Origin of the sequence: Gilliamella sp. Choc6-1, from assembly GCF_001690385.1 — a bacterium.
GTDB lineage: Bacteria > Pseudomonadota > Gammaproteobacteria > Enterobacterales > Orbaceae > Gilliamella > Gilliamella apicola_A.
On sequence record NZ_LZHI01000041.1, the window covers coordinates 124,364 to 137,973 of the forward strand.

Here is a 13,610-nt window from a genome sequence, read left to right on the forward strand (position 1 = left end):
ATAATTGAGAATAATTATCAATATCTTTTATGTAAATGATTTTTACTAGACAAATGACAATTATTAAATGATAATAATTATCATTTAATAAAATAAGGGAATAATTATGACTAGAAAGAAAAAGCTACTATTAAGTAGTATTGTATCAATTATATTAGGCTTAGCCGGATGCCAATCAACAACAACAATGAGTGTAACTGCCAACAACCAAACGGTACAAGTTCCTAAATCGCCCGAAAAAGTTGTTGTCATGAACTATGGGGCATTAGATACTTTAGATGCGTTAGGTAAAGGTTCGATAGTTGTAGCAACTCCACTATCAGTTATCCCATCTTATTTGCAACAATTTAACAAAACATCAATTACCGATACCGGCAATATGAAAGACCCTAATATTGATGCAATCAGACAAGTTAAGCCAGATTTAATTATTATTGATGGACGCCAAGCTAGTAAAACTGAAGATCTATCTAAAATTGCACCAGTCATTAATTTAAGTGTAAACGCCCAAAATTATGTTGAATCAACCAAAAATCATATTCAAGTGCTAGCAAAAATTACAGAAACCGAAAGCAAAGTGGATAATATTATTCAAGCATTAGATAAAAAAATTCAAAGTGCACAAGCCTTGGCTCAAGCCAGTGCTAAAAAGGCTATTGTTGCTATTCATAATAATGGAAAGATGATTCTTATCAATTCAAGCTCAAGCGCAGCATTGATTCACGATGTACTAGATGTTAAACGAGCGGTACCACTCACCGTTATGCCCGCAAATAACTTAATAGGCAAACCAAAACCAATTTTTATTGATGATAATTACATTAAATCAGTCAAACCTGATATTATCTTCGTTGTTGATCGAAGTAAAGCAATTGGCAATCAAGGGATGAATGAACATTTTTTCTCTCAGCAAGCGCTGGACAAAAGTAAAACACATGTTGTTTATCTAACCCCTGATCTATGGTATTTATCTGGCGGTGGTGCAGAAAGTATAAATCGTCAAATTGACGAAATAATTAATGCATTAAAATAATATAACTTGATTGATTGTTAACTTTCTATTTTTTAAAAGCCTTTATTGTCAATAAAGGCTTTATTTTATGCTGATAAATATCTGAGAAATACTCAATAAATAATTCTTTTTATTCAAACGAACTACTTTCCGAGTTATTACTAATACTTAATAGATAAGCCAAAGCATTGTTAATGTAAATTTGAAATTAGAAAATCGGTATATCAACTATGAGGAAATGTGATAAAATGCCGACTTTATTTTGATTTGTAAATGATAATTAACAAATATAGTTTATTGAATTCTCAAACAATACCTCTTTAATATAACACGCTATTATAAATACTATGAATATGTTACCTCCTACAATTGGATTTGTGAGCCTTGGCTGTCCTAAAAATTTAGTTGACTCTGAACGAATTTTAACCGAACTACGCACACAAGGTTATCAAGTCGTACCTAGCTATGAAAATGCCGATCTGGTCATTGTAAACACTTGTGGATTTATTGACAGTGCAGTGCAAGAATCTCTAGAAGCAATCGGCGAAGCTCTTAATGAAAACGGCAAAGTCATTGTAACCGGATGCCTTGGTGCCAAAGAAGATCAAATTAGGACTGTACACCCAAAAGTACTTGAAATATCTGGCCCACACAGCTATGAAGCAGTACTAAATCATGTTAATAAATATGCACCAAAACCTGCTTATAATCCATTTACCAGTCTAATTCCCCAACAAGGTATAAAACTAACACCAAAACATTTTGCTTACCTAAAAATTTCTGAAGGTTGTAACCATAGTTGTACATTTTGCATTATTCCATCATTACGAGGTAAAATGATTAGTCGCCCTATTGGTAACGTACTTGATGAAGCAAAACGACTAGCCGACAGTGGTGTTAAGGAATTATTAGTTATTGCACAAGACACTTCAGCTTACGGCGTTGATATCAAAAACAGGACCAGTTTCTGGAATGGAATGCCATTAAAAACTGATATTCAAACGCTTTGCGAACAATTATCAAGTTTGGGAATTTGGGTCAGATTGCATTATATGTATCCTTATCCAAGTGTCGATAATCTAATTCCATTAATGGCAGATGGTAAAATCTTGCCTTATTTGGATGTACCATTACAACACGCAAGTCCAACAATTTTAAAATCAATGAAACGGCCTGGAACCATTGAAAGAACCTTAGAACGTATCCATAAATGGAGAGAAATCTGTCCTGATATCACGTTACGTTCAACCTTTATTGTTGGTTATCCCGGCGAAACAGAACAAGATTTTGAATTACTGCTCAACTTTTTGTCGCAAGCACAGCTAGATCGTGTTGGCTGTTTTCCATACAGCCCCATAGAAGGCGCTGAAGCCAATAAACTTGCTAATCAAATTCCAGAAACAATTAAACAAGAACGTTTTGATCGCTTTATGCAATTACAGCAAAAAATCTCAACGCAAAAATTACAAGCAAAAATTGGCAAAACATTAGATGTTATTGTTGACGAAATTGATGAAGAAGGTACAATAGGTCGTAGCATGGCTGACGCCCCAGAAATTGATGGCGTTGTTTATCTAAACGAAGAAAACCAAGTTAATGTAGGTGATATTGTTCAGGTTAACATTGAGCATTCCGATGAGTACGATCTATGGGGAACGGTTAAACGTTAATTAACACCATGAAACAACATTATAAACACGAAGTAAAAAATCTGGTTAAATTGGCAGTTCCAGTGCTTATCGCGCAAATATCACAAACTGCGATCACCTTTGTTGATACCATTATGGCAGGCAATTATAGTAAAACGGCACTTTCTGGAGTTGCCATTGCTGTCTCGATATGGTTACCTACCATCTTATTTGGACAAGGTTTACTCACCGTTTTAACACCAATTATTTCAAATCTAAATGGTGCAGCTAAACGAAACCTAGTTGCCGATCATACCCGCCAAGGCGTTGTCATCGCATTGGTATTATCAATGCTTATGATGTTACTTCTATATCATTCCGACCTAATAATAAACTTAAGAAGCTCGAACGATCACCCTATTGATCCAGAAATGATGGACGTGGCAGTCAAATTTTTACGTGCCATAATGTGGGGTGTACCAGCTTTCTTGCTATTTTTAGTTTACCGCAATCAATGTGAAGGTTTATCAAACACTAAACCTGCAATGGTGATTATATTTATTGCCCTACTTGCTAACATTCCCATTAATTATGTTTTAATCTATGGGAAACTAGGTCTTCCCGCTTTTGGAGGTGCAGGATGCGGGATTACCGCTGCAATAATATTTTGGTTAATGTTTATTTTAATACGCTTATATACATTAACTGCAGCAAGCCAGCGTGATATATGCAAAACATCAGTAATAAAACTGGTTGATATTAGTATTATAAAAAAAATCATCGTGCTTGGTATGCCGCTTGCTTTAGCTTATTTCTTTGAAATGAGCTTATTTGCAGTAATTGCACTATTAATTGCACCATTAGGGCAAATAACCGTTGCTGCACATCAAATTATATTTACTATTAGTAGTTTAACCTTTGCCATTCCATTATCGCTAGGAGTAGCTACCAGTATTCGCGTTGGTTATTTACTGGGTAATAAAAAACCAACATTGGCAAAACAAACCGCTTACATCAGTTTAGCCATATCCTTAGCAATCGCTATTATAGTTGCACTGATTTTAGTTATTTTTAGTTCACCAATCATTACAATATTTACAAAAGAAAATGCTGTAATTGCTATTTGTATGCAGCTTATTATTTTACTCGCTATCTATCAAGCGTCTGACTATTTACAAGTGGTAGCCAGTAATGTGCTTCGAGGTTATAAAGATACTAAAAGCATCTTTTTTATCACACTTCTTTCTTATTGGGGAGTTGGATTGCCTGTTGGCTATATTCTAGGATTAACCGATCTAATCATAGAACCAATTGGTGCAGCAGGCTTTTGGATAGGTATTATTTCAGGGCTTGCTGTTGCAGCACTCTTGCTAATTGCAAGAATGATCTTCATACAAAAACAGCCCTCTAAGATCATCTTAAAGCGCGCATCAAGGTAAATAGTTTAATCGTTTATTTTTATACAGCAAAAACGCCATCAAAAGCTCAAATGATGGCGTTTTTCTTTTATTATTTCAATAAGCTATTTGCTTGTATAAGCACATTTTCAACCGTGAAACCAAACTCTTTGAATAATTGATCCGCAGGTCCTGATTCACCAAAGTTGGTCATACCAATTACTTTGCCATTAAAACCCACATATTTATACCAATAATCGCTAATACCCGCCTCAATGGCAAGACGAGCTGTGACTGACGATGGCAATACTGACTCTTTATAATCCTGATCTTGTTTATCAAACGCATCGGTTGATGGCATTGACACTACACGCACTTTCTTACCTGCTTGAGTCAATTGTTGATAAGCTTCAACGGCAAGCTCAACTTCTGAACCTGTAGCGATAATAATCAGCTCAGGTGTACCAGTACAATCATTTAAGATATACCCCCCACGATAAACATCAGCGAGCTGATGGGTAGTACGCTCTTGTTGTTTAAGGTTTTGTCTTGAGAAGATTAATGCCGTTGGACCATCTTTACGTTCAATAGCATATTGCCATGCAATTGCTGACTCAACTTGGTCGCAAGGACGCCAAGTGCTAACATTTGGTGTCATCCGTAAACTCGCCATTTGCTCGACTGGTTGATGCGTTGGTCCGTCTTCACCCAAACCAATTGAATCATGAGTATAGACAAACAAAGAACGAATTTTCATTAATGCAGCCATACGAACGGCATTGCGCGCGTACTCCATAAACATTAAAAATGTTGCACCATAAGGAATAAATCCACCATGTAAGGCAATACCGTTGATGATTGCTGACATACCAAATTCTCGCACACCATAATGGATATAGTTACCATCAGCATTAGCTAAAATTTCTTTAGAACCTGACCACATGGTTAAGTTACTTGGTGCTAAATCTGCCGAACCTCCTAAAAACTCAGGTAATACAGGAGCAAAAGCTTCGATTGCATTTTGTGATGCTTTACGAGTGGCAATTGTTGCTGGGTTTGCTTGTAGTTTATTGACTACATCATTAGCAATTTTTGACCAATCAACTGGCAAATCATTATTAATGCGACGTTTAAATTCTTTAGCTAAATCAGGATAAGCCTTAGCATAAGCGTCAAAACGAGCATTCCATTCATCTTCGCGTTGTTTGCCTTTTGCTCTAGCATCCCAAGCATCGTAATAATCTTTAGGAATATCAAAAGCAGGATAATTCCAACCTAATGATTTCCGAGTTGCTTCAATTTCAGTATCACCTAAAGGTGCACCATGACTTTCATGGCTACCTGCTTTATTTGGTGAGCCAAAACCAATTACCGTTTTACACATTAATAAAGATGGTTTATCGGTTACGGCTTGAGCTTGCTCGATTGCTTCTTTAAGGGCTTTGGCATCATGGCCATCAATACCACCAATAACATGCCAACCATAAGCTTCAAATCGCTTTGCGGTATCATCAGTAAACCAACCTTCTACTTCACCATCGATCGAAATACCATTATCATCATAAAATGCGATAAGTTTACCTAATTTTAGGGTACCCGCTAAAGAACACACTTCGTGCGAGATACCTTCCATCATACAACCATCCCCCATAAACACATAAGTATGGTGATCAACAATAGTATGACTTGGTTTATTAAATTGTGCCGCTAACGTTCTTTCTGCAATAGCCATACCTACAGCATTAGCAATACCTTGACCTAACGGACCCGTTGTAGTTTCAACACCAGGTACATGACCATATTCGGGATGACCTGCGGTTTTTGAATGCAACTGACGAAAGTTTTTCAAATCATCGATAGTCACGTTATAACCAGTTAAATGTAACAGGCTATAAATCAACATAGAGGCATGACCATTTGATAACACAAAACGGTCACGATCAGCCCAATTAGGATTCGTTGGATTGTGTTTTAAAAAGCCACGCCAAAGCACTTCAGACATATCCGCCATTCCCATAGGTGCACCAGGATGCCCAGATTTTGCTTTTTGCACTCCATCCATGCTTAATGCCCTTATCGCATTCGCCAGTTCGCGGTGAGATAGTGTGGTTGCATTCATTTTATATTCTCCAAAAAATATTTGAGTAAATAATCGTTAGTATTTACAAATTAAGTAGGTTTATTAATTCCCTAATGACCTTAACGAAGAAATAAACAGAATAAAAATGGGGAGTTAGCTCCCCATTTTGTAAAAACGCTTTATAAGAAAGCACCTATCATATTTTCTAATTTAACTTGATCAACAGCAAATGCACGAATCCCTTCGGCTAATTTTTCAACTGCCATGGCATCGCTATTGTGTTTCCATCTAAATTCAGCTTCAGTCATTGGTGCAGGACGATCAATCACTGCTTGATTTGGATTGAGTTTTTGCACAACTGGCTCATTTGATTGTTGCATTTCGGCAAGTAAATTAGGTGCAATAGTTAATCTATCACACCCGGCTAACGCCAAAATCTGATCAACTTTACGGAAACTTGCGCCCATCACAATAGTTTTGTAACCATGTTGTTTATAATAATTAAAGATATTGCGAACAGAAATAACGCCTGGATCTTCATCTGCATTATAAGGATCAATAGGTTTTTTAGTTTGATACCAATCATAAATGCGCCCTACAAAAGGCGAAATTAAAAAGACATTTGCTTCAGCACATGCACGCGCCTGCGCAAACGAAAACAATAATGTCAAATTACAATTAATACCTTCTTTTTCAAGAACCTCAGCCGCTTTAATACCTTCCCATGTTGAAGCAATTTTAATTAAAATACGCGACGTATCAATATCCTTTTCTTTATAAAGCGCAATAATTTTACGTGCTTTTTCAATACATCCTTGTTTATCAAAAGACAAACGAGCATCAACTTCAGTAGAAATTCTACCTGGAACAGTTTTTAAAATCTCAGCACCAATATTAACAGCAACTTGATCACATGCATTAACTAATTGCTGTTCTTTGTTACCACCTAGTTTTTTAGCCGAGTCAACCGCCGAATCAATTAGATAACGATATTGGGGAAGCTGAGCTGCTTTTAATACAAGAGAAGGGTTTGTTGTGGCATCCTCAGGAGAAAACTGCTTAATTGAATCAATATCACCCGTATCGGCGACAACAACGGTTAATTTCTTAAAATTTTCTAATTGACTCATACTTCTTTTATCCTCAACAGCATTAGTTTGCAAAAAGACTATAATAACATTTATCCAATAATAAAACGACTTTGTTGATAGCCATTCTAAAGCTATGTATTGAATGTTAATTGAAACAAAATAGCTAAAACTGTTATACCTTGGTTATTTTGAATTCTGTTATTAAGGCTTTATTTTAGGGTATACTATTTTTATAATATAAATCACATTTTTAATGTGATGAAAATCACGAAATTAACTTTATTTGCATAATGAAAGCAATATTTTAAACAACAAATAACAACATAAAAAGCAGATAAAATGTTCATCTATATTTTTTTATTTTATCAACTTATTGTTCCAATTAGCAAAAATATATAAATCTTTTAAATCCAAACATAAACAAATTTAGGCTTTAAATGACAACTTAAGCATGAACTACATTGATTTGTTTTACATAACTGTTCTGACTTTAAAATTATTTGTTGAATCTTTCCTTTTTTAATCCAGAAAACGAGCATCTGTTCGACGGCACTTTCAGGTAATCGAAAGTGATTTGATATATTATGTAATTCAACGCGCCCTTTTAATTGCACATAGTCACGAATTGAAGTTATTAGCATCTTAAATAATTAAAGGGTAGGAAAATTCCTACCTTTTCTCCTTTATAATTTTGTAGTAAAAAATGGACTGATTAGTGGCAGCCAGTTGATTTTTTATTTACTATTGTTTTCGGGATAACATTGAATTTGCATGGAAAATAACGACCAAGTAACCGCATAAAAATAATCATACTAATCATAACCCCACCACAACCAGTCAACCAAAAGATGGCTGAATGAGAATTCTCTAATAAAGTACATTGGTAATAGACCGTAGCTGCTATCCAACCAATTACAAATGTCCATATAGCAACAAATGTCATCCACTTTAAACCTGCTTCACGATAAACAGCACCTAATGCGGCGGCACAAGGTGTATAAAGTAAAATAAAAATTAAATACGCCATCGCAGCAGATGAATTCACAAATGAGGTTTTAATTTGCGAAATTGCCGTTGAATCTATAGATAAATTTAATTTTAAGGAATCGATATTCTCATCAACGGTTGCTAGTCCTAATGGATCTAAAACTGCATCTGATAAGCTAACTAAATTTTCAGGAATTTTCCCCAAAGCATTTAAAATACCTTCCGACAAACTAACATTTTTATTTTTATCAATATTTCCACTCATTGAATAAAGTGAATTTAAAGTAGCAATAACCGATTCTTTGGCAAATATTCCCGTAAATATCCCTACCGTAGCTGGCCAATTTTCTTTAGTGATTCCCATTGGCTCAAAAACAGGTATCATTGTTTGGCTAACAGCAGAAAGAACTGAATTATTTGAATTTTCATGACCAAATGAACCATCTTTTCCCCATGAGTTTAGTATACTTAAAATTGTTATCATAACTACAATAGCTTTACCTGCTCTGAATATGAAACTTTTTAAGCGTTGCCAAGTTAAACTTAATAAGCTTTTCAATGTTGGAATGCGATAAACGGGCATTTCCATAATAAAAGGTGTTATTTTTCCTGTTAATAAGGTAAGTTTTAATACAAAACCAGTAATTATTGCCACCATAATGCCTAGCATATATAAAGCAAATACCACCGTTGAAGCATGATGTGGAAAAAATATAACAGCAAATAAGGCATAAACAGGTAACCGAGCACCACATGACATAAAAGGAATCATGCAAATTGCCATAATTCGATCACGTGTACTTTCTAGCGTTCTTGTCCCCATTATAGCTGGCACACCACAACCAAAGCCTAGTAACATAGGTACAAACGCTTTACCTGGTAAACCAATACATCGCATACCGCGATCAACTACCATTGCGGCTCGTGCAAGATAGCCGGAATCTTCTAAAAAAGAAAGAAAAAAGAACATAGTTCCAATAACAGGAATAAACGTCGAAACAGTTTGAATTCCGGTTCCAATTCCTTTAGCTAAAATAATTATTAACCAATTGGGGGCATTTAATGATTGCAATAACTGTGCAGAGCCATTAACAAAAATGGTTTCGCAAAATATATCAAAAAAATCAATAAATACAGAACCAAAATTAATAGCAATGATGAACATGACATACATAACAAACAAAAAGAATGGAATTCCAGTAATTCGACCTAGAGCAAATTTGTCTAGCTTTTCGGTAAAGCTGGTACTTAGCTCTCGTGGTTTATCAATTACTTTTTTACAAACCAAATCAATAGTGTCATAACGGGCACTTGCTAATGCTACATCTATTTCATTATCACACCATGTTGCAAGTAATAACCGACATGCATTGAGTTTTTCATGTTCTTCATCAGTTAAATCATAATTTGAATCATCTAATAATGCATCGATAATTTGCCAACGATTAAAACATCTTAACACACTATCTTTTGGTAATTCATCAATATATCGAGTAATAATAGCTTGTTGATTGTTACCTAATGAATCTATAGATGGCATTGCAATACTTTTATTTTTTCCTATCTTTTCAATCTGCTGGTAAAGTAAATTCAATCCTATTTTTTTAGTTGCTGAAACAGCCACTATTGGACAACCAAGTAATTGTGATAGCTTATCAATATTGATAATTTCTCCCATTGTCTCAACAGCATCGATCATATTAAGTACTAAAATCATCGGCAATTGTAGATCAAGCAATTGAAAAGTTAGGTATAAACTGCGTTGTAAGTTAGTGGCATCAATGATATTGATAATAACACTATCACTTTGGGCTAATACAAATTCACGTGTGATCAATTCATCTTGAGAAACTGACATAGGATCAGTTTCAATTGAATAAGTGCCCGGCAAGTCAATAATGTCATATTGGATATTCTGATAATCAAATATTCCCATTTTTTGCTCGACAGTCACACCAGGCCAATTACCAACACGCTGTTTAGCACCGGTAAGTAAATTAAATAAGGTTGTTTTCCCACAGTTTGGATTACCAATTAATGCTACCTTCATGTTTTTATCTCCAACACTTCTATCGATGAAGCTTCATTACGACGTAGACAAAGTAAAAATCCTCGCATTTTAATTTCAATTGGATCGCCTAAAGGTGCGATTCGCACAACTGAAACTTTGCAACCAGGAATGATTCCCATTGCAAGTAATTTTCGACGAAAAGGCGATGAATTAGGTAATAACCTTGATATAACCGCCTCGCGCCCTAAGGGAAGGTGGTTAAGAGTATAAAATGACATTAAGGTTCCTATGTATTGCTATTCATATGTAATTTGTAGTTCATATTTTAAAAAAAAATAGCCATTATTTTTAGTTTTAAAATGCGAATTATTCGCAATTCCACAATAAAAAATTAGAAAAACACAACAAATAATTTTTTTTAAAGAACATTCATTGTCAATAATTGGTATAACATTGGTTTTAAATTGCATCCTTGTTTAAATGCCATTTTCAATAATCATTAGATTCTTAAACTTTGGAATACTTTAGCTTAATGAAGATAATCAACATGTTCTGTTTGTACATTACTAAATGTTAATACCTATTAGGAATTGATTTAATATTAATCAGACTTAATTGGTGATATAAACAGTTAACTGTTATAATTCATTTTCATTATTTTCTTTAGGTTGTGATTTATGTATATTATTTATGGTATTAAAAATTGTAATACAATGAAAAAAGCTTTTACTTGGCTTGATGAACACCACATTAATTATCAGTTTCATAATTACAAAACAGACGGGCTTTCATCCGAACTATTGCACTCTTTTCTTCAACTAATTGATTGGCAAAATTTACTCAATACCCGTGGGACCACTTGGCGAAAACTTGATGAATCGATTCGTATTCGAATTAATAATGAACAAGTAGCCAAACAACTCATGTTAGAAAACCCTTCAATTTTAAAACGTCCTTTACTCATTAATGGTAAACGTGCTTTAGTTGGATTTTCAGAAGAAAGTTACACCCAATTTATTAACCTATCTAATTAAAATCGAGATTGCCATGATTGAACCTGTGATTAATTTAACTAAAGAGCTAATTGCCGAAAAATCAATAAGCCCTGATGATAAAAATTGTCAAAAAATACTTATTGAGCGATTAAAACCACTAGGTTTTAATATTGAGACAGTAAATATTGGTAATACAAAAAATTTGTGGGCTTATCACGGCAATCCAACAGACAAAACAATTATGTTTGCAGGACATACCGACGTGGTCCCTGTTGGTGATGAAAGCAAATGGCAATACCCACCTTTTGAACCAACCATTAATGAAAATGGAGTACTTTATGGTCGTGGCGCATCAGACATGAAAAGTGGTATCGCTGCGATGATTTGTGCCGCAGAAGATTTTGTAAAAAACAACCCTAACCATACAGGGCGTGTAGCATTTTTAATTACCTCTGATGAAGAAGCTGATGCAACCGATGGTACAAGAAAAGTTGTCGATTTACTCATGAAACGCCAAGAACGTGTTGATTTCTGTATTGTAGGAGAACCTTCTTGCAATGCAATATTAGGCGATCAAATTAAAAACGGGCGCCGTGGTTCACTAACTGCTAATCTGGTGATTCATGGAATCCAAGGCCATGTTGCTTATCCTCATCTTGCAGATAATCCGGTACATCGATTTGCTCCCGCTTTGAATGAACTTATTTCAACAAGTTGGGATAATGGTAATAAATATTTTCCTAAAACTGTCATGCAAGTGGCAAATATCAATGGTGGAACAGGTGCAGAAAATGTCATACCTGGTGATTTGACGGTACAATTTAACTTTCGTTATAGTAGCGAACTTACCGATGAAATGATTAAATCACGTGTTGAAAATATCTTACAAAAGCATAATTTAAAATATAAACTCAATTGGCGATTATCCGGACATCCATTTTTAACGCCACAAGGCGAGTTGACTAATGCTACTATAAATGCAATAAAAGAATTTACTGGTATTGATGCTCAATTATCAACTACTGGTGGAACTTCAGATGGGCGTTTTATTGCCAAAATGGGATGCCAAATAATCGAACTTGGGGTGCTAAATAAAACGATTCATAAAGTTAATGAAAATGCCAGTTGCCAAGATATTATAACATTAAAAAAAATTTACCAAAGAATCCTTGAAAAGTTATTATAAGATTGAAAGAAAATATATTATTTAGAAGTGAGAACGCTTTTAATTTTAGTGCTTTTGATAAATGTGTTGATGTGTCGGTTAGCGACCAATAAAATAAAAAATCGAGTACATTAGTTAAAATGATTTATTGGAGAAATAGAATGGAGTGGCTTAAAATTTATTGGTGGATAATTCTTATTGTTCTTTTTGGCGTTTTTATCAATACTATAAAAGCACTAAACAAACTTAATTTTAAAAGTTATTTGGATAAAAAGAAAGGGACAAAGCCTATCCCTTATCAAGATGATGACGATGATGATTGGCCACCTACCCCTAAAAAGAATTAATTTCGATTTCAACGAAAATCATTGCTATTGCTTGAAAAAAGAGCCTGATGGCGATAACGATCAACCCACATTGCTGTTGATCCGCAAACCGCAATTGGCATAATAATCAAATTTAACACCGGAGCTACCGTGAACAAACTTACTAATATGCCATATATTATATTATCAATTTTATCTTGTTTTAGTAATTCACGCATACGATGAAAGGTTATTTTATGATTATCAAATGGATAATCTGCATATTGAATATTAATTTGCCAAGCAGTAAATAAAAACCAAATAATAGGAGTTATGCTTTGCCCAATAACAGGAATAAAGTAAGTTAATAAAATAGGAATAGCCCATAACAAGTAATTAATTAACTTTTGTATTTCGCGACTGAATATTCTAGGTAAATCTTTTATTAAATTTATCCAAGAAGTATCTGGAGCAGGTGTTCCCGTTAATTTGGCTTCAACTTGCTCAGCAAGTAACCCATTAAATGGTGCCGCTATAATATTAGCAACTGTGCTAAAGAAATAACAAAATAAGATCACCAATGTTAAAATAACGATAAAGCTAATAATATAGCCAAGCCAATGAAGCCAGCTAGGAACAAAAGATAATCCCCAATCAATCATTCCCGTAATCTCGGAAAAAAACCAATAAAATAGGGCTGACATTATGACAATATTAGCCAATAACGGTAGAAATATGAAACGTCTGATTCCTGGACTAAATGCTAAAGCCCAACCTTGAATAAAGTATTCAAAACCGCTTTTTGGCTTATTACGTGCCGTATTTGAATGTTTAAATTGTCTTATCTTATCTAAGTTATTTTGAATCACAACTATTCCTTTTAACTATTAAATATGATTATTTTAAGTTCCTAATAGGCAAGCCAGCAATGATAATTAT

At 34.4% G+C, this 13,610-nt stretch carries 12 protein-coding genes; 6 read left to right on the forward strand and 6 right to left on the reverse strand.

Annotated elements, in window-relative coordinates:
* Positions 1-106: 106 nt before the first annotated feature.
* The 3 genes from A9G36_RS06395 to A9G36_RS06405 all read left to right on the forward strand — a co-directional run bounded on the left by A9G36_RS06395 (position 107) and on the right by A9G36_RS06405 (position 4,079).
* The gene (locus A9G36_RS06395) at positions 107-1,033 is read left to right on the forward strand and encodes an ABC transporter substrate-binding protein (protein WP_065585522.1); all 927 of its coding nucleotides are present in this window, start codon (positions 107-109) and stop codon (positions 1,031-1,033) included.
* A gap of 332 nt (positions 1,034-1,365) precedes the next feature.
* Entirely contained in the window at positions 1,366-2,682 is a 1,317-nt protein-coding gene (gene rimO / locus A9G36_RS06400) for a 30S ribosomal protein S12 methylthiotransferase RimO (RefSeq protein ID WP_065585523.1), read from the forward strand.
* Between the two features lie 8 nt (positions 2,683-2,690).
* Positions 2,691-4,079 carry an MATE family efflux transporter gene (locus A9G36_RS06405; RefSeq protein ID WP_065585524.1) on the forward strand — a complete coding sequence of 463 codons (1,389 nt, stop codon included), beginning with the start codon at positions 2,691-2,693 and terminating at the stop codon, positions 4,077-4,079.
* Between the two features lie 70 nt (positions 4,080-4,149).
* Here A9G36_RS06405 and tkt read toward each other — a convergent pair whose 3' ends face one another.
* From tkt to A9G36_RS06430, 5 genes are all read right to left on the reverse strand, one after another.
* Positions 4,150-6,156, reverse strand: coding sequence for a transketolase (gene tkt, locus A9G36_RS06410; protein ID WP_065585525.1), 2,007 nt, complete (start codon positions 6,154-6,156; stop codon positions 4,150-4,152).
* Positions 6,157-6,296: 140 nt separating this feature from the next.
* The gene (gene tal, locus A9G36_RS06415; protein ID WP_065585526.1) at positions 6,297-7,247 is read right to left on the reverse strand and encodes a transaldolase; all 951 of its coding nucleotides are present in this window, start codon (positions 7,245-7,247) and stop codon (positions 6,297-6,299) included.
* A gap of 365 nt (positions 7,248-7,612) precedes the next feature.
* The gene (locus A9G36_RS10505) at positions 7,613-7,849 is read right to left on the reverse strand and encodes a FeoC-like transcriptional regulator (protein ID WP_065569584.1); all 237 of its coding nucleotides are present in this window, start codon (positions 7,847-7,849) and stop codon (positions 7,613-7,615) included.
* Positions 7,850-7,920: 71 nt separating this feature from the next.
* On the reverse strand, positions 7,921-10,245 hold the full coding sequence (gene feoB, locus A9G36_RS06425) for a Fe(2+) transporter permease subunit FeoB (protein ID WP_065585527.1): 2,325 nt from the start codon (positions 10,243-10,245) through the stop codon (positions 7,921-7,923).
* On the reverse strand, positions 10,242-10,484 hold the full coding sequence (locus A9G36_RS06430) for a FeoA family protein (RefSeq protein ID WP_065569586.1): 243 nt from the start codon (positions 10,482-10,484) through the stop codon (positions 10,242-10,244). Before A9G36_RS06430 ends, feoB begins: the two co-directional genes overlap by 4 nt.
* Positions 10,485-10,883: 399 nt before the next feature.
* Here A9G36_RS06430 and A9G36_RS06435 point away from each other — a divergent pair, with 399 nt between their 5' ends.
* The 3 genes from A9G36_RS06435 to A9G36_RS06445 all read left to right on the forward strand — a co-directional run bounded on the left by A9G36_RS06435 (position 10,884) and on the right by A9G36_RS06445 (position 12,713).
* Complete coding sequence (locus A9G36_RS06435; protein WP_065569587.1) at positions 10,884-11,240, forward strand: ArsC family reductase; 357 nt, start codon at positions 10,884-10,886, stop codon at positions 11,238-11,240.
* Positions 11,241-11,253: 13 nt separating this feature from the next.
* Complete coding sequence (dapE, locus tag A9G36_RS06440) at positions 11,254-12,387, forward strand: succinyl-diaminopimelate desuccinylase (RefSeq protein ID WP_065585528.1); 1,134 nt, start codon at positions 11,254-11,256, stop codon at positions 12,385-12,387.
* A 140-nt stretch (positions 12,388-12,527) separates the two neighbouring features.
* Positions 12,528-12,713 carry a YpfN family protein gene (locus tag A9G36_RS06445; protein WP_065569588.1) on the forward strand — a complete coding sequence of 62 codons (186 nt, stop codon included), beginning with the start codon at positions 12,528-12,530 and terminating at the stop codon, positions 12,711-12,713.
* An 8-nt stretch (positions 12,714-12,721) separates the two neighbouring features.
* Here the strand turns inward: A9G36_RS06445 and cysZ are convergent, their stop codons facing one another.
* Positions 12,722-13,516, reverse strand: coding sequence for a sulfate transporter CysZ (gene cysZ / locus A9G36_RS06450; RefSeq protein WP_034946993.1), 795 nt, complete (start codon positions 13,514-13,516; stop codon positions 12,722-12,724).
* Positions 13,517-13,610: the final 94 nt, after the last annotated feature.

Coding starts and splice junctions, on each gene's coding strand:
- A9G36_RS06395 (WP_065585522.1), top strand. CDS start 107: ATGACTAGAAAGAAAAAGCTACTATTAAGTAGTATTGTATCAATTATA.
- rimO (WP_065585523.1), top strand. CDS start 1,366: ATGTTACCTCCTACAATTGGATTTGTGAGCCTTGGCTGTCCTAAAAAT.
- A9G36_RS06405 (WP_065585524.1), top strand. CDS start 2,691: ATGAAACAACATTATAAACACGAAGTAAAAAATCTGGTTAAATTGGCA.
- tkt (WP_065585525.1), bottom strand. CDS start 6,156: ATGAATGCAACCACACTATCTCACCGCGAACTGGCGAATGCGATAAGG.
- tal (WP_065585526.1), bottom strand. CDS start 7,247: ATGAGTCAATTAGAAAATTTTAAGAAATTAACCGTTGTTGTCGCCGAT.
- A9G36_RS10505 (WP_065569584.1), bottom strand. CDS start 7,849: ATGCTAATAACTTCAATTCGTGACTATGTGCAATTAAAAGGGCGCGTT.
- feoB (WP_065585527.1), bottom strand. CDS start 10,245: ATGAAGGTAGCATTAATTGGTAATCCAAACTGTGGGAAAACAACCTTA.
- A9G36_RS06430 (WP_065569586.1), bottom strand. CDS start 10,484: ATGTCATTTTATACTCTTAACCACCTTCCCTTAGGGCGCGAGGCGGTT.
- A9G36_RS06435 (WP_065569587.1), top strand. CDS start 10,884: ATGTATATTATTTATGGTATTAAAAATTGTAATACAATGAAAAAAGCT.
- dapE (WP_065585528.1), top strand. CDS start 11,254: ATGATTGAACCTGTGATTAATTTAACTAAAGAGCTAATTGCCGAAAAA.
- A9G36_RS06445 (WP_065569588.1), top strand. CDS start 12,528: ATGGAGTGGCTTAAAATTTATTGGTGGATAATTCTTATTGTTCTTTTT.